This window comes from Limnochorda pilosa (genome assembly GCF_001544015.1).
GTDB classification, from domain to species: domain Bacteria; phylum Bacillota; class Limnochordia; order Limnochordales; family Limnochordaceae; genus Limnochorda; species Limnochorda pilosa.
Genome location: NZ_AP014924.1, coordinates 792,964 through 809,865, shown reverse-complemented (window position 1 = coordinate 809,865; position 16,902 = coordinate 792,964). Strand labels below are relative to the sequence as shown.

At 71.8% G+C, this 16,902-nt stretch carries 11 protein-coding genes; 6 read left to right on the top strand and 5 right to left on the bottom strand.

From position 1 onward, the window contains the following. Positions 1 to 209: 209 nt before the first annotated feature. Positions 210 to 1,709 carry a M16 family metallopeptidase gene (locus LIP_RS03635; protein ID WP_068134474.1) on the bottom strand — a complete coding sequence of 500 codons (1,500 nt, stop codon included), beginning with the start codon at positions 1,707 to 1,709 and terminating at the stop codon, positions 210 to 212. Positions 1,710 to 1,737: 28 nt separating this feature from the next. Beyond that, positions 1,738 to 3,090 carry a M16 family metallopeptidase gene (locus LIP_RS03630; protein ID WP_068134472.1) on the bottom strand — a complete coding sequence of 451 codons (1,353 nt, stop codon included), beginning with the start codon at positions 3,088 to 3,090 and terminating at the stop codon, positions 1,738 to 1,740. 238 nt (positions 3,091 to 3,328) lie between these two features. Between LIP_RS03630 and LIP_RS19945 the strand changes: the two genes are divergently transcribed. Beyond that, the gene (locus tag LIP_RS19945) at positions 3,329 to 8,389 is read left to right on the top strand and encodes a DEAD/DEAH box helicase (protein WP_158509544.1); all 5,061 of its coding nucleotides are present in this window, start codon (positions 3,329 to 3,331) and stop codon (positions 8,387 to 8,389) included. Between the two features lie 19 nt (positions 8,390 to 8,408). Here the strand turns inward: LIP_RS19945 and LIP_RS03620 are convergent, their stop codons facing one another. Further along, entirely contained in the window at positions 8,409 to 8,672 is a 264-nt protein-coding gene (locus tag LIP_RS03620; RefSeq protein ID WP_068134468.1) for a thiaminase II/PqqC family protein, read from the bottom strand. Between the two features lie 139 nt (positions 8,673 to 8,811). Further along, the gene (locus tag LIP_RS03615; RefSeq protein WP_068141461.1) at positions 8,812 to 10,251 is read right to left on the bottom strand and encodes an aldehyde dehydrogenase family protein; all 1,440 of its coding nucleotides are present in this window, start codon (positions 10,249 to 10,251) and stop codon (positions 8,812 to 8,814) included. A gap of 326 nt (positions 10,252 to 10,577) precedes the next feature. Here LIP_RS03615 and glgP point away from each other — a divergent pair, with 326 nt between their 5' ends. Continuing rightward, positions 10,578 to 12,236: an alpha-glucan family phosphorylase gene (gene glgP, locus LIP_RS03610; protein ID WP_198409698.1), complete on the top strand. Its 1,659-nt coding sequence runs from the start codon at positions 10,578 to 10,580 to the stop codon at positions 12,234 to 12,236. Positions 12,237 to 12,374: 138 nt separating this feature from the next. Beyond that, positions 12,375 to 12,539, top strand: a complete 165-nt coding sequence (locus LIP_RS18820; RefSeq protein WP_158509543.1) for a hypothetical protein — start codon at positions 12,375 to 12,377, stop codon at positions 12,537 to 12,539. A 21-nt stretch (positions 12,540 to 12,560) separates the two neighbouring features. On the opposite strand, the gene LIP_RS03605 is transcribed toward LIP_RS18820, so the two are convergent. Next, positions 12,561 to 13,652, bottom strand: coding sequence for a DUF763 domain-containing protein (locus LIP_RS03605; protein ID WP_068134465.1), 1,092 nt, complete (start codon positions 13,650 to 13,652; stop codon positions 12,561 to 12,563). A 137-nt stretch (positions 13,653 to 13,789) separates the two neighbouring features. On the opposite strand from LIP_RS03605, the gene LIP_RS03600 reads away from it, so the two are divergent. The 3 genes from LIP_RS03600 (at position 13,790) to LIP_RS03590 (ending at position 16,851) form a co-directional block, all read left to right on the top strand. After that, positions 13,790 to 14,464 carry an HAD family hydrolase gene (locus LIP_RS03600; protein ID WP_082725812.1) on the top strand — a complete coding sequence of 225 codons (675 nt, stop codon included), beginning with the start codon at positions 13,790 to 13,792 and terminating at the stop codon, positions 14,462 to 14,464. A gap of 177 nt (positions 14,465 to 14,641) precedes the next feature. Then, positions 14,642 to 15,832, top strand: a complete 1,191-nt coding sequence (locus LIP_RS03595) for an ABC transporter substrate-binding protein (protein ID WP_198409697.1) — start codon at positions 14,642 to 14,644, stop codon at positions 15,830 to 15,832. A gap of 143 nt (positions 15,833 to 15,975) precedes the next feature. Further along, positions 15,976 to 16,851, top strand: a complete 876-nt coding sequence (locus LIP_RS03590) for a branched-chain amino acid ABC transporter permease (protein ID WP_144440307.1) — start codon at positions 15,976 to 15,978, stop codon at positions 16,849 to 16,851. Positions 16,852 to 16,902 lie beyond the last annotated feature (51 nt).

The window sequence follows — 16,902 nt, the reverse complement described above, 5'->3', positions numbered from 1 at the left end:
CGAGGGGGCGCCCCCACGGCGGCGCACCGCTGCGGGAAGGCCACTGGGAGTGGGCTTTCGGATCCCGGCAGCCCCACCATAGCACACGCGCTCGCCCGTTCCAACGCCGCCCTTGCGCGCCAGGCGGGCGCCGGTGCCTTCGTGGAAGACCGGTGCCCGCCTGCACCCCTCCCCTGCGCAAACGCACGCTGAATCACGCTCGGGCTCACTCAATCGCCCTCCGCGCTCTGCGCCGTCGCCGCCAGGGTGAATCCCTCCACCGGCGCCTGCCAGTCCACCTGCTCGACGAGCTCCACGGGGACCCCGAGGACCTCTCCCCCCGGCGCCTCCTCCAGCACGGCAGGGTCGCCGAGGAGCACCACGGCGAAGCGCTCGGGGTCCAGGTGGGCCTTGATGGCGGCATTCACCTGCGCCCGGGTGAGGGAAGCCACCTGCTCCGGATAGGTCCGGATCGCGTCCAGGGTGCCGTCGTAGAAGAGGGCCTCGGCGATGGTCCCCGCCATCCCCGAAAGGGTCTCCATCTGCAGGGGGAAGCTGCCCAGCAGGTGGCTCTTGGCCGCAGCCAGCTCCGCCTCGGAGATCCCTTCGTCCCGGAAGCGGCCCAGCTCCTGCCGGATGGCGTCCAGGGTGGCCCAGACGCTGTCGTTCCGGGTGAAGGTGCCGAGCTGCATCCCTCCGGGGAAGCGGTACGCGGTGTACCCCGTCCCAATGCCGTAGGTCTGGCCCAGCTCGCTCCGCACCACCTGCATCAGCCGGGAGGAGAAGCCACCCCCGCCCAGCACGTAGTTGTACACCTGCACCGCCAGCCAGTCGTTGGCCGTCCGGGCGGGGCCGTTCTGCCGCAGGCGGATCTGCACCTGGGTCTGCCCCGGCTTCGCCACCCAGCGCACGCGGCTCTCCTCCAGCTGCGGCACCTCGGGCGCACTGGGCGCCGGGGCTGCGGGGCCCTTCCAGGACCCCAGGGACTTCCGCACCGCGGCCTCCACCCAGGCGGGGTCCAGGTCGCCCACGGCAATGAGCATGGCCCCCTTCGGACCGTAGTGGTCGCGGTGGAAAGCGACCACGTCCTCCCGTCCGATGACCTGGACGGAGGCTTCCGACTCCGGCCTGCCCAGGCGATGGCCTGCCCCGTAGAAGAAGGCGGCCGCGTGGGTGCTGGCGAGCTGGGAGGAATCGTCCCGCTCCTGGCGCACGCCGCCCAGGAACTGGTTGCGCAGGATCTCCACTTCCCTTTCAGGGAAGGTGGGGTGGAGCACCACGTCGGCCAGGAGGTCCAGGGCGAAGCCGGCGTCTTTCGAGAGGACGGCGGCGGACACCGTCGTCCGCTCGGCGCTGGTGCCCGCCGAAAGGCTGCCGCCGACGAAGTCCATGGCCCCGGCGATCTCCTCGGCGCTCCGGCTCTCGGTTCCCTGCTGCAGAAGCTGGGCTGTGAACGAGGCGAGCCCCTCCTTGCCGGGCGGGTCCAGGAGGTCGCCCCGGGGGATCACCAGCTGGAAGAGGGCGATAGGCTGCTGGGTCCGCTCCGCGATCCAGAGCTCCAGCCCGTTCTCCAGGGTGCGGTGGGTCACCGGCGGCAGCTCGACCGGTTCGGCCTCGGTGACCAGCGGAGCCCGGATCGGCTCGGCGGCCGCCGCAGGCGGCATCCCCGCCAGGGCACCCGCCAGGACGAGCCCCCCAACCTGCCTGACGACGCGGTTCCGAAGGTTCATCGACGTCTCCTCCTCCCTTGGCCGGCCCTCAGGAGCCCGGCGCGACCTCCACCAGCGTCAGCCGTTCGGGCGTCAGGTACGTCCGGGCGACCCGGACCACATCCTCGGGTGTGAGGGCGAAGTAGGGCTCCAGGCCCCGGGTGAACTTCTCTAGACCGCCCTCCAGCACCACGGCGGCGCCGATGGCGTTGGCCACCCCGTCCAGGGTATCCAGCGAGAAGGCGTAGTCGGCGGCCATCTGGTTCTTGGCCTGCTGCAGCTCCCGCTCGGAGACGCCCTCGGCCAGCCGCTCCACCTCCTGGGTCAGGGCGGCAGCCACCCGCTCAGCTTCCTGCCCCGGTAGGTAAAGGGCCGCGGCCAGGAAGAGCCCGGCATCCTGGTAGGGTTGGGAGGTGGCGACCGCAGCCACGGCCACCTGCTGCTCCCGAACCAGCGAGCGGTGGACGCGGGCGCTCTCACCGCCTGAGAGGATCAGCCCCGCCGCCTGGAGGGCCTCCATCTCCGGCGAGCGGAGGCCTGGAATGAGGTAGCCGCCCAGGATCACGGGGAGCTGGATGGGGAAGGTCATGCGCTCCCGGCGCACCTCACCTGGCGGCGTGGCGGTCACCGGTGCCCGCTCGGGGACCTCCCCCGCCGGAAGCGGGCCGAAGTGCCGCTCCGCAAGGCGCTTCACGGTGGGCAGGTCGGTGGCGCCGGCCACCACCAGCACCGCGTTGCTGGGGACGTAGTAGGTGCGGTAGAAGCGCTCCAGGTCCTGGACGGTGATGGCGTCGAGCTCTTCCAGGAAGCCGTGGGGCGTCCAGGCGTAGACGGTTCCCGCGAGGGCGATGGCCTGGAACCGCTCGAAGGCCTGCCCGACGGGGTCGTTCTGCAGTCCCAGCCGGTACTCTTCCTTCACCACCTCCCGCTCGGTGCGGAGGTGCTCCTCGGTGAGGACCAGATGGGCCATCCGCTCAGCCTCCAGCTCCAGGACGAGCTCGAGCTCGGCTGCGGGCACCTTGTCCCAGTAGACGGTGGCATCGGAGGTGGTGAAGGCGTTCGCGTCGCCGCCCACCTGGTCGATGATGCGGGCGTGTTCCTCGGCGGCCACCCGCTCCGAACCCTTGAACATCATGTGTTCCATCAGGTGGGCCATGCCCCGGCGGCCGGCGGGCTCGTCGCGTGAGCCCACCCGGTACCACAGGTTCACTGAGACGACGGGGGCCGAAGGGTCTTCGTAGACGTAGATCTCCAGGCCGTTGGCCAGGCGGTCTTGGGCCACGTGAACGGCCGCTTCGCCTTCGCCTGCGCCCTGCACGGCCTGGGAAAGGGCTGGCGCCAGGAGCAGCAGGAGCCACAGGCTCGCCAGGAGGCGCGCCAGGGCGGCGCGGCGTGCGTGCATGACGGGGATCTCCTTTCTCTCGAGGAGTCTCGGACCGGGGCGTCCGATTGGTTCGGGTCGAGCATGGTTCTTCTCGGGTCCGGTACCTCATTCCCTGCATACCAAGGCCCTTCTGTCACCATCTTGTGACAGACGCCCGGTGGACGTTTGTTCGACCACGTTTCCCCGCCCGTAGGAAGGAAAGGCTTCCGTGTGGAAAGGAGGCTGCGGATCGACGCTCCGGTGGGAGGTGCAGCCGGTGGGCGGCCGCGCACCGCGCGTCCAGCACGGCAACGGATCGGAGACGCCGGGGGCATCGTCGGCCCCCGATCCGAACGGGGTCCTGCAGCTCTTCCACCCCCTGGTGCAGGAGTGGTTCCGGGCCCGCTACGGGGAACCCTCGCCGCCTCAGGTGCAGGGCTGGCCCGTGATCGCCCGGGGCGAGCACTCCCTCCTCCTGGCCCCCACCGGCTCGGGCAAGACCCTGGCCGCCTTCTACGTCTTCCTGGACCGGCTCTTCCGGCAGGCCTGGGAGAGCCACGGGGCGACGGGCGCCCCGAACCCGGCCAGCCCCGGCCGGGGGCGAAGGCAGGCCCCTGGGCAGCGCGCGCCCGCGCCTCGGGGCGTCCGCCTACTGTACATCTCACCCCTGAAGGCCCTGGACAACGACGTCCACCGGAACCTGGAGGAGCCCTTGGAGGGCATCGCCGCGCTGGCCGCCTCCCGGGGGATGCCCGGTGACCCGCCCACCCGGGCCGTCCGCACCGGCGACACCCCCGCCTCGGCGCGCCAGGCCATGATCCGCCGCCCGCCCGACATCCTCATCACCACGCCTGAGTCGCTTCTGCTCATCCTCCTCTCCCCCCGGGCCCGGGAGATCCTGAAGCCCGTGGAGGCGGTCATCGTCGACGAGATCCACCAGCTCGCCGGCGGCAAGCGGGGCGTCCAGCTTGCCCTCACCCTGGAGTGGCTTGAGGCGTGGACGGGCCGCCCCATCCAGCGGGTGGGGCTCTCCGCCACCCAGCGGCCCCTGGAGCGGATCGCCGCCTTCCTGGGGGGCGACCGGCCCGTGCGGATCGTGGACGCCGGCCCGCCCGCGGGCGAAGGCGCTCTGCGCCGGATGGACCTCCGGGTGGAGGGGCCCGTGGAGTCCTTCAGCCGCCTGCGTCAGGCCTCGGGCAAGCCCTCGATCTGGCCGGCCCTGGAGGCCCGCGTCCTGGAGCTGATCCGCTCCCACCGGTCCACCCTGGTCTTCGTCCAGAACCGGGGGCAGGCCGAAAGGGTCACGCGGGAGCTGAACCAGCTTGCCGGCGAGCCCCTGGTGCGGAGCCACCACGGGAGCCTCTCCCGGGAGGTGCGGGAGCGGGTGGAGGCGGATCTCAAGGCCGGGCGCCTGCGGGGCCTGGTGGCTACCAGCACCCTGGAGCTGGGCATCGACGTGGGCGCCGTGGACCTGGTGGTGCAGGTGGAGTCGCCCAAGACCGCCGCCGCTGCCCTGCAGCGGGTGGGTCGGGCCGGGCACCTGCTCTCCCTCACCTCTCAGGGGCGCATCCTCCCCAAGACCCCCCTGGACCTGCTGGAGGCGACAGCCGTGGCCCGGGCCGCGCTGGAGGGCGCCATCGAGGAGACCCGGGTCCCTGAGAACTGCCTGGACGTTCTGGCCCAGCAGGTCGCGGCGATGGCGGCCGCGCCCATCGGAACCCACTGGGAGGAGGAGGCGCTCTTCCGCCTGGTGCGGCGGGCGTATCCCTACCGGCGGCTCACCCGGCGGGCGTTTCAGTCGGTGCTGCGGCTCCTCTCGGGCGGGTACAGCCACCCGGGCCTGGGCCGCCTCAAGCCCCGCATCGAGTGGAACCGGGTGCTGCACCGCATCGAGCCCCTCCCCGGCACCCGCCTGACGGTGGCCACCCAGGGCGGCACCATCCCCGACCGGGGCCTCTACCGGGCCGTCACCCACGACCGCCGCCTGGTGGGCGAGCTGGACGAGGAGTTCGTCTTCGAGAGCCGGGTGGGCGAGGTCTTCGTCCTGGGGAACACCGCCTGGCAGATCGACCAGATCGGTGCGGACCGGGTCATCGTCTCCCCGGCGCCGGGGCGGGTGCCCAAGCTCCCCTTCTGGCACGGCGAGCCCACGGGTCGGAGCCTGGAGATGGGCGAGCGGGTGGGCCGGCTGCTGCGGGAGCTGTCGGAGCGGCTGGGGCCGGCCGGCGGGGACGCGCCCATGGAGCCCGCCCAGGCCCACGAGCCCGGTCCGTCCGGGGAAGGCAGCGATGTCGCGCCCGAAGGGCAGCCGGAAGGGGTCGATGGTATCCACGGGGCCTCCACGGACGGGGCCGCCGCCTGGCTCCAGCGGCACTACCCCGTGGACCGGCGGGCGGCCCGGAACCTGGTGGAGCTTTCCCGCAAGCAGAAGGCGGCCACGGGCTTCCTGCCCGACGACCGGCGCCTGCTCCTGGAGTTCTTCCCCGACGAGGTGGGCGACTGGCGGGCCGTGCTCCACGCACCCTTCGGCGAGCGGATCAACCGCACCTGGCTCCTCGCGCTCCAGGCGGCCGCCCGCCGGGCCTTCGACCTGAAGCTGGAGGGCGTGGTGGCCGACGAGGGGCTCCTCCTGCGCTTCCCGGGCCTTTCCGAGCCACCCGTGGAGGTGGCCCACCTGGACCTCCTCACCGACCTGGAGGCCCTGGTGCGGGACGAGGCCGCCGGCAGCCCCCTCTTCGCCACCCTCTTCCGCCACGCGGCGGCTCGGGCCCTGCTCGTCCCCCGATCCACCGGGCAGCGCCGCATGCCCCTCTGGCAGCAGCGCCTGCGGGCCGGGGACCTCCTGGACGCCTTCCGGAACGAGCCCGATTTCCCCCTGGTGGTGGAGAGCCTGCGGGAGCTCTGGACCGAAACGCTGGACGTGCCCGCCCTGCGCCGCATCCTCACCGAGCTGGACCGGGGCGAGCGGAGCCTCGAGGTCGCGCGGCGGCCCGCGCCGTCGCCCATGGCCTCGGGCCTGGTCTTCCGTTTCCTGGGGGCCTTCATGTACGAGTACGACAGCCCCCGGGCCGAGCGGCGGTCCGAGCTCCTCCAGCTCTCCCAGGCAGCCCTGCGGGAGGCGCTGGGGTCCGAAGCCCTGCGGGAGCTGCTGGATCCCGGCGTCATCGCTGAGGTCGAGGCGGAGCTCCAGGGCACGGCCCCCGGCTTTCGGGCCCGCAGCACCTCGCAGCTCCTGGACCTGATGGCGCGGCTGGGCTCCCTGACGCCCCAGGAGGCGGCCGCGCGGGCCGACGGGCCGGCCGAGGTCTTCCTGGCCGAGCTGGAACGGGCCGGCCTGGCGCGGCCCCTGCCACACGAGCTCGCGCCCGCCGCCCCGGCCCGGGCGGGCGCGTGGGTGCCGGCTTCGCTCCTGGAACGGATCGGGGCGACGGTCCAGCCCGGCGGCAGCGCCTCCGGGAGGGGCGGGGAGGCCGCACCGCCGGTGTCTCCGGGCGATCCTGCGGCCCTCCTCCGGCGGGAGCTTCTCCTTCGCGACGCGCTCAGCCGGGGCCCCTTCACGGCCGAAGAGGCGGCGGCCCGCTTCGGGTGGGGGAACACCGAGACCGGCTGGCTCCAGGCCGAACTGGAGGCCCTCGATGCCGAGGGCAGGCTGGTGCGGGGTGCCTTCCGGCCGGGCATCACCAGGGACGAGTGGTGCGAGCCCGGGGTGCTCCGCCGCATCCACCGCCAGAGCCTGGCCCGGGCGCGCCGGGAGGTCCAGCCCGTCTCCCTCGAGGCCCTGCAGGCTTTCGTGCTGCGGTGGCAGGGGGTGGAGCAGGACGACAAAGGGCGCACCGGTGAGGCGGCGACGGGAGCCCACCCGGGGGACGAGAGCCCGCCGCAGGCTCTGGACCGCCCCGGAAGCGCCGACACCCTGGAGGAGGCAATAGAGGAGGCCCTCGCACCCCTCCAGGGCTGGATGCTCCCTTTCTCTCTTTGGGAGGCAGCCGTGATCCCGGCCCGTCTACCCCGGCGGGACGCCGCCCCGCAGCAGATCCGCTCCGCCCTGGACGGCCTGGTGCGCTCGGGACGATGGCTCTGGGTGGGCGGCCAGGCGGCCGGCGAGCTGGCCTGCGCCTTCTTCCGGCGGGACCTGTGGCCGGCCCTGGCGCCCGCCTGGGCGTGGGAACTCCTGCCCCCGGACGACGTGGAGGGTGCGGTGCTGGACGCGCTCCGCGCCCGCGGCGCCCTCTTCGCCCACGAGCTCCTGGAGGCGCTGCCGGGTACCAGCTCGGCCCGCATCGAGGCGGCGCTCTGGAACCTGGCCCGTTCGGGACGGGTGACCCATGACGGCCTCGATGCCCTCCGCCTGTGGGAGCGCGAGCCCCCGGGCCAGGAAAGAGGCGCGCTGGAGCGCTGGGGGGAGGCTCCGTTCGCGCCCGGCGCAGGGGGCGGCGGTACCGGGTGGCGATCCGCCCGCGCCTCGCTGCGGGTGCGGGCTCGCCGCCATGCCCGGGAGGTCGTGGGCCGCCAGACGATCCGCCACCGCATCCTCTTCTCCGGGCGGTGGAGCACCGTTCCCCATGCTCCTGGAACCCTGGGCACGGTCGCCGGGGAGCCCACCCTGGAAGCGTCGGCGGAGGCACCTGCGAGCCCTGCCCCCCCAGCCCGCTCCGGCGCCCCCTCGCGCCGCCCGGAGGGCGGCCCGCCCGCCCACGCCCTCGACGCGGCCCGGCTGCTCCTGGAGCGCTACGGCATCGTGACCCGGGACCTCTTCGAGCTCTCCCCATTGGGACGCTGGGAGGAGGTGCTCGAAGCCCTTCTCTTCCTGGAGGGCTCGGGGGAGGTGCGCCGCGGGCTCTTCGTCGACGGGCTGGCAGGGCTCCAGTTCGCCCTTCCGGAGGCGGTGGAGGCGCTGCGGGCGGGATCCGGCGAAGCGACGGCGGCCCGCCCGGCTTCCGAGGCGTACCGGCTCCTGGCGGCCCTGGACCCGGCCAACCTGGGGCCGATCCTGCGCGGCGGTCGGGCGGAGGCGGAACCCGCGGCCACCGAGCCGCCGGTTCGCCGGCTCCCAGGGGTCTGGCTCCTCCTCAGGGGCGCCCGGCCTGTCCTGGCCGTCGAACCGGGCCCCCAGCGGATCATGCCCTTCGGTGCCTGGGACGAGCTGGGCGAGGCGGAGCATCTCCAGGCGGTGCACGCCCTGCTGGCCGGCCTCCCCCGCGCCGGCGCCGGGCGATCCCGGCTGGTCGTCTCCACCTGGGACTCCGAGCCCGTCCTGGAGCATCCTGCCGCCGCCCTCCTGCAGCGGGCGGGCTTCGAGCGGCTGCCCAACCGCCTGGTGTACTCGGTGGTGCGCTGAGGCGTGGACTCCCAGCGGGTTAGCCCTGCCAACCGCGGGATGAATGCCAGGTGGTGCGAACGTGAGCCGCTAGCTCGGAGGCTTCGGCCAGGTCTCCCGCCCGGCTCGCGGCCACGGCCAGCACCCGGCCGAACTCGGTGAGGTAGTAGCTGTCCTGCTGCACGTAGAAGCGGAACCGGTCCAGCGGCAAGGTGCCGTCCGCCAGGCCTGTGATGAAGGGGTGCTCGAAGCTCGCTTGCCAAATGGGATCCACCCACCGGCGCAGCTCTTGAGTGAACGACACGGTCTGCCCTCCTTCAGCGAGGAGCTGACGATCAACCCGGCCCTGCCAGGCTCACGAACTGGCCCTGTGGGCATCCGACGATCCCCGCGCGGCGCGGCCGCCCCCCTGGACCCAGGTGGGCGGCGTCGATGAGAGCGTATTACTCCAACCCCACGCACACGTTCTTCACCTGCGTGTAGTGCCGCAGGGTCTCCAGGCCTTTCTCCCGCCCGAAGCCGGACTTCTTGTACCCGCCGAAGGGCATCTCCACGCCGCCGCCGGCGCCGTAGGTGTTGATGAAGACCTGCCCGGCCTCGATGCGGGAGGCGAGCCGGTGAGCCACCTGGATGTCCCGGGTCCAGATGCCGGCCACCAGGCCGTAGGGCGTGTCGTTGGCCAGCTCGGCCGCCTCGTCGGCGTCGTCGAAGGGGATGATCGCCAGCACGGGGCCGAAGATCTCCTCCCGGGCCACCCGCATCTCGGGGCGCACCCCGGTGAGCACCGTGGGCTCCACGAAGAAGCCGCCCCGCAGGCGCTCGTCCTCGGGCGCCCGGCCGCCGGTGGCCACCTCGACCCCCTCCTGGCGGGCGATCTCCACGTAGTCGAGCACCCGCTTCCACTGGCTTTCGGAGATGATGGGCCCCAGGTCCGGGTCCTCGATGCCCGGGCCCAGACGCAGCCGGCGGCTCCTGCGGCTGATCTCCTCCACCACCCGGTCGTGGATCGAGCGCTCCGCCAGCAGGCGGCTGCCCGCGGAGCAGGTCTGCCCGGCGTTCTGGTAGATGGAGCGCATGATGGTGGGGATCGCCTTCTCCAGGTCCGCGTCGGCGAAGACGATGTTGGGCGACTTCCCGCCCAGCTCGAGCAGCACGGGGGTGACGTTCTCGGCCGCGGCCTTCATCACCAGGGTCCCCGTCGCGACCGAACCCGTGAAGGCCACCAGGTTCACGTCGGGGTGGGCCGCCAGGTGGGCGCCGGCGTCCTCGCCGTAGCCCGGCACGATGTTCACCACGCCCGGGGGCGCGCCCGCCTCGGTGAGGATCCGCCCCAGCTCCAGGGTGCTGAGGGAGGCTTCCTCGGCCGGCTTCACCACCACAGCGTTGCCCGCGGCGAGGGCGGGGGCGATGCTGCGGGCGGCGATCTGGAGGGGATAGTTCCACGGGATGATGTGGGCGGTCACGCCCAGCGGCTCCCGCAGGGTATAGTCCAGGAAGCGGCGATCGATGGGGATCGTCTCGCCCATGAGCTTGTCGGCCACGCCCGCGTAGTACTCGAAGTAGCGGGCAGCCACCTGGGCATCGGTGCGGGCCTGGCTCAGGGGCTTGCCGTTGTCCAGGCTCTCGAGGCGGGCCAGATCCTCGGCCTCCTGCCGGATCCGGCGGGCCGCCTCGTAGAGCAGCCGGCCCCGCTCGGCGGGCTCCACCTGCTTCCAGCCGGGCGCCCCCTGGGCGCGGAAGGCCTCCCGGGCCGCGGCCACCGCCCGGTCGATGTCGGCCTCCACGCCCCGGGCGATCCAGGCCAGGTGGCTCCGGTCCGACGGGTTGACGCTCTCGATGCGCTCCCCCGTGGAACCCTCGGTCCACACGCCGCCCACCAGCATCCGGTACTCCTCCTGCACCGCGCTCACCCTCCCTGCCGCCCGAAGGCGCCGCCCCAGGCGTTGTGTCGATGATCCCATCTCCGCGAGAAGGGCCGCCGGGCGGCCCCGGTTCGTCCTCATTCCCGGGGACCGCGCCGGCCCTTGTTGAAAGCCATTGTCCGTTGCACCGCCTTTCTCCTGCCGCGGCTCCTGCGGCCTCCCGCGGCACGCCGGGCCCGGGCACGGGTCGGCTCGATGCCAGCCCGGCGCCGGTTCCATTCCAGCCATTCCCGCGGGAGCCGCCGGGTGGCGGGTGCCACCCTACGGGGCGAAGGGGGGCGGCGCGCGTGCACGCGGACCGCCGATTTCGGCCGTACGTGGCCTTCTTCTGCATGGAGTACGGGCTCAGCCACCGCTTTCCCGTCTACTCGGGCGGCCTGGGGATCCTGGCGGGAGACATCCTCAAGACCGCCCGGGACCTGGACCTCCCCCTGGTGGGCGTGGGCATCCTGTGGCGCCAGGGGTACACCCGCCAGGTGCTGGACGAGCACGGCTGGCCCCACGACGAGTTCCCCCACTACACGCCGGACTTCTGCGACGACACGGGCGTGCGGGTCGAGGTGACGATCCGCGGCGAGCCCGTCTCCTTCCAGGTTTGGAAGACCGAGGCCTTCGGCAACAACCCGCTCTACCTTCTGGACGCGGGACCTCCCGACGGGGCCCACGGCTGGATCACCGGGCGGCTCTACAACGGGCACGGCCCTGCCCGCATCGCCCAGGAGATGGCCCTGGGGATCGGGGGCGTGCGCGCCCTCCGGGCGCTGGGCGAGCCCGTTCAGCTCTACCACTTCAACGAGGGGCACGCGGTGCTGGCGGCCACCGAGCTGATCCGGGAGAAGCGCGAGCGGGGCCTCTCCTTCCGGGCCGCGTGGGAGGCCACCCGCGACGAGGTGATCTTCACCACCCACACCCCCGTCATGGCCGGAAACGAGTCGCACCCCCTGGGCCTCCTGGAGGAGATGGGTGCCTTCAACGGCCTCTCCAGGGAAGAGATGGTCGCCCTGGGCGGCGACCCTTTCACCATGCCGGTGGCCGGCTTGCGGGTGGCGAGCTATGCCAACGGCGTTTCCAAGATGCACGGGGCAACGGCCCGCAAGATGTGGGAGGACGTGGAGGGCACGGCTCCCATCCTCTCCATCACCAACGGGGTCCACGCCGGAACGTGGCAGGACGAGCGGATCCGGAGGGCCTTCGGGGAAGGGCGGGATCTGTGGGAACCCCACATGCAGGCCAAGGAGAACCTGCTGGCCGAGGTGCACCGCCGCACGGGCCACGAGCTGAATCCGGAACGCCTCCTCATCGGCTTCGCCCGCAGGGCGGTCCCCTACAAGCGCCCCACCCTGATCTTCGACCGACCCGACGTCACGGAGCCGTTGCTGGAGCAGCAGACGATCCAGCTCGTCTTCTCAGGCAAGGCCCACCCGGAAGACGACGCGGGCAAGCACCTGGTGCAGGCCATCTGGCGCATGAGCCAGCGGTTTCCCCGCTCGGTGGCCTTCCTTCCCGACTACGACATGGAGATCGGCGCGCTCATGACCCGGGGATGCGACGTCTGGCTCAACACGCCACAGCGCCCCCTGGAGGCCTCGGGCACCTCCGGCATGAAGGCGGCCCTCAACGGGGTGCTCAACCTGAGCGTGCTGGACGGATGGTGGCCGGAGACGGTCCGCCACGGGGTGAACGGCTGGCAGATCGACCAAGGCTACGAGGGCCCCGGGCAGGATCACCGGGATCTGCTGAGCCTCTTCCAGGTGCTGGTGGACGAGGTGATCCCCGCCTACTACGAGGAGCCCAGCCGCTGGCGGCAGATGATGCGTGAGAGCGTGGCCGCCTGCGCCGGCCGTTTCACCAGCGACCGGATGCTGGTGGAGTACCTGAACCTCATGTACCAGCCGGCGGCCGCCGTCCTCCAGCCGCTGCGGGAACCCGAGCCGCAGCACGCGTAGCCGCCCGGGGATGCAGGGTGGCACGGGAGACGAGGGTGTGTGCTACAATGATACTGCCCGGCGGGCGACCGGGCCACCAACCAGCCGGGCTCCGGAACCCAGCCGGTACCGGCCGGGCCGGGCGAAGGGGGGCTGAACGTGGGCTGGTTCATCCTGCTGGCCATCGTGGGCGTGGGGATGGGCTACTTCGGCATGCGCGCGGGCCCGAGCGTCAGCCGCCGGCGCCGGCAGCAGTTCCTCTCCTACGGCCTGATCCTCGCGGCGGTGGGTGTCGTGGGCTTCCTCGTCTCCCTCCTTTTCTGATCGGAGCCTGAACCGGGCCGGTCACCGGGGCGCGAGCTCGGCCGAGTAACGGGCGAGCCTGCGAAACGCGTGGAGCTTCTCGGTGCGATCCACCTTCGCCTCCCGCAGGAGCCGGTTCAGGGCTTCGATGTCCGCGTCGTAGAGGTCGCGGTCCACGGGCCGGGGTGTCCCGTCCTTGCCGCCGTGGGCGAAGCTGTACCGCACCGGGTCCCGGTAGCTGGGGGCCGCCCCGTAGGTGACCTCTGCAATCAAGGCCAGGGCCCGGAGCGTCTTGGGCCCCACGCCGGCGCTGCCCAGGAGCCCTTCGAAGGTTTCGGGCGGGTGACGGTAGAGGTCCAGCAAGGCTTTCTCCAGGTAGGCCGCCCGGGGCACCTGGTGTGCCATGGGCAGGCGGAGGTGCCTGCCGGTCTCCACGATTCGGGCCAGTTCCCGGGCCAGTCCGGCCGGGTCTTCCCCTGCCAGGGCCGTGGTGGTGGATCGGCAGGCCCCGCTCTCCCCCGCCACCAGGTTCACCGGTTCGACGGTGCGATCGCAGCACACCGCCGCGTGGGGCTCCTCCACGAAACTCCGCACGTTCGCAGAGAGCCAGTGGTAGCGTCGTGCCAGGCTCCCCTCGGGCTCCATGCCTTGCTGCACCACCGCCCACGCGCCGGTGGCGCTGAAGAAGAAGACGTGGTGATAGAGCTGGAAGCCGTCCTGGAGTGCGGTGTTGTCCACCTTGGCCGCCATGCGGCTCGCGTGGACAAGCCCCGGCCCGTCCACGGCCAGGCCGTCGCGCTCCACGTGGGTCTCGATCTCCTGGGGCGTCTTGCGGGACGCGCCCCCCTTGCCGCCGGCCACGTACAGGCCCAGCTCCCGCTGCCTGGGCCCCAGCCCCTCCTTCAGGGCGCCGCAGACGGTGGTGGTGACCCCGGAGGAGTGCCAGTCGAATCCCAGCACACACCCAAGGGCCTGGAACCAGTAGGGATCCGAGAGCCGGCGGAGAACCTCCTCGGGGCCGAACTCGTGGACCATCACCTCGACGATGGCCGCCCCCAGGCGCTTCATACGCTCAAAGAGCCAGGGCGGGCACCGGCCCCCGTGGAGGGGAAGGGTTGCCGCGGCATGAGGCATCGACCCACCTCCGTTTTCGGATCAGGGCGCCCTTCCGGAGCCACGCCGCGCTCCGAGACCCACGAACAGAGATTCCCGGTGTCGTGCCCGGATCCTGCCGCCCAGGGCCACCGGAAACCTGACAGGGAGCGAAGCCGATGAGACCTACCTTGCTGCTCTTCGACCTGGACGGAACCCTGGTGCGGGGCACCCGCGCCGGGGAACGGGCCATCGACCGGGCTTTCCTCGACCTCTACGGTCGGCCCCAGGCGACCGACGGCATCGACTGGAGGGGCAAGCCGGACCCCCGCATCTTCGCCGAGGCCCTGGAGCACCTGGGGTTGGATCCGGACCATGCCAACAACCCCGTTCTGTGGGCGCGTTACCTGAGGTACCTGCGGGAAGAGATCGCCCGTGACCCCGGCGAAGTCGTGCCCGGCGTGACGGGCTTCCTGGAACGTCTGGCCGGGAATCCCGCCTTCGGCCTGGCCCTCGGCACGGGCAACCTGGCGGAAGGCGCCCGGATCAAGCTCGAACCCCACGGGCTGAACCGCTTCTTCCCCACGGGCGGCTTCGGCAGCGACAGCGACTGGAGACCCGCGCTCATCCGCCTGGGCATCCACCGCGCCCAGGACCACTACGGGCACCCCTTCGGGCGCGTGGTGGTGGTGGGCGATACGCCCCTGGACATCGCCGCGGCGCGGGAGAACGCGGCCCAGGTCCTGGCCGTCGCAGGCGGCAGCTACACCCTGGCCGAGCTGGCCGCCCACGACCCCGACTGGCTCTTCCCCGACTTCACCCCCGTGGAGGAGATCCTGGCAGGGCTGGGTTGAAGCGTGCCCTCCCCTTGGGTCGCCCGCATTGCCACTTGTGATCACATTCACCGAGTCGTCAGACTGGCGTCAACCCTCCGTTAGGAAGGATCATCCGCAAAGTTGACGAATCCGGTGAATACGAGGGCTTTCACGCTGGCCAGCCCGATTCGGGCTCACCAAGGGGGGATCGTTCGGGTGTTTCGCTCATGGAAGCCTCTGTTCGCGCTCATGCTCGTCCTCGGCCTGGCAACGCCGGCCGTCCTCGCCCAGGACGGGGTCACCGTGGGCATCATCACGTCCCAGACGGGGCGCTTCGCCACCTTCGGGCGCATGCAGCTCGCCGGCTACCAGGTGGCTCTGGACGAGATCAACGCCGCCGGCGGGGTCCACGGGCAACCGCTGAAGCTCATCATCGAGGATGACGCCTCCAACCAGAACGCGGCCCTTTCGGCCGCCGAGCGCCTCATCAACGACGACGTTCCCCTGATCATCGGAACCTACGCGAGCGGCATCAGCAAGCCGCTCTCGGCCTACACGGCCCGCCAGCGGATCCCGCTGATCGTGGCCGGATCCGCGGCCGACGAGATCACCCGGCCGGGATCACCCTGGGTCTTCCGGGCCAAGACCAACGCGACGTCCTACGCCGTGTCGCTGCTCAACCTGGCCGACAGCCTGGGCGGGATGAAGACCATCGCCATCCTGCACGGCAGCGGCGCCTTCGAGACGTCGGTGGCCGACGCCGCCGATCGGGTGGCCAGGCAGAACGGGTACCAGGTCCTGGCCCGGGAGGTCTACGATCGGGGCCTCACCGACTTCCGCCCGATTCTGAACAAGTTCCGGGGCCTCCGGCCCGACGTCGTCTTCATGGTCTCCTACGAGGAGGACTCGGTGGCGATCATGCGCCAGGCGAAGGAGGTCAACCTGAACCCGAAGATGTTCGCGGGCGGGGCGGCCGGCTTCGCCCTGGATTCCTTCATCCAGGGAGCGGGGGATGCGGCCGAGTTCGTCTTCAGCGCCACCTCCTGGACGCCGTCGGTCTCGTACCCGGGGGCCGGACAGCTTCACGAGAAGCTGGTGGAGGCGCTGAAGGGCGAGGAACCCTCGTACCACGCGGCCGAGGCCTACATGGCCCTCATCGTCGCCGCCGATGCCCTCAACCGCACCTCGTCCCTGGAGCCCGACGCGATCCGTGCGGCGCTGAAGGCCACGCACCTGGAGACGGCGGCGGGGCCCGTCACTTTCGAGGACTACGACGGCTTTATCAACCAGAATCCCATCAGCATGGTGGTGGAGCAGGTCCAGGACGGCGCGTTCGTCACCGTCTACCCGACGGAGATCGCCGCCGGGGAGGCCCGCTTCCCCACGCCGCAGTGGAGCTCGCGTTAGCCGCTGCGGACGTCTCCGGGCGGGCGCCCGCTCCCACACGGGGCGCACCGCCCGGCCGCCGGTCGTGGCGCAGGGGCGGGGGGCCGGCGCGGCGCCTGGCTGCGCTTGACCGCCCGGGAGGTCACCGGAGGGGTTGGGATCTCGTGGAAAGCCTTGTCAGCTTGCTTCAGTCACTGGCCAACGGCATCCTCACCGGAGGCATCTACGCCATGGTGGGGATCGGCCTCAGCCTTGTCTTCGGCGTCATGCGGGTGATCAACTTCGCCCACGGTGAGTTCCTCGCCCTGGGCATGTACCTCACCCTCTGGCTCTTCCGGGCCACGGGGCTCGACCCGTTCCTCGCCATCCCCATCGTGGTGCTCATGGGCGTCGCGCTGGGGTACGTGGTGGACCGGATCCTGGTGGGGCCCATCGCCGACGGCCCGGAGCAGGGCTTCATCCTGATGACGGTGGGCATCGGCCTCGTCATCAGCAACACGCTCCTCCTCGGTTTCGGAGCCCACCCCCAGAGCATCTACACGAGCTACTCCACCAGCACCTTCCACTTGGCGGGCGTCAGCTTCAGCGTGCCCCTCACCCTCTCCTTCGTCATCACCGTGGTGGTGATCGGTGCGCTCTACTGGATGCTCACCCACGCGGAGGTAGGTCGGGCGATCCGGGCCACGGCCCAGAACCCCCACGCGGCCGAGCTCCAGGGCATCGACACCCGGCGGATCCGGAGCCTGGTCTTCGGCATCGGGGTGGCCCTGGCCTCGCTGGCCGGGCTCCTCCTGCTGCCGGTGCTCTACGTGATCCCCACGGTGGGCTCGGTCTTCACCCTGAAGGCCTTCGTGGTGACGGTGCTGGGCGGTATGGGGAACGTGCTGGGGGCGATCGGAGGCGGGCTGCTCCTGGGGGTGACCGAGTCGCTGGGCGCCACCTACGTCTCCAGCGGCTACCGGGACGCGTTCGGGCTCATCGCCTTCCTGCTGGTGCTGCTCTTCCGCCCCGCGGGGCTCTTCGGGCGGTCCCGCGTCTAGGGGCAGCAGCGCCCGTGAGGGCGGTCCGGATGTAGGGAGCCCGGGGCGACC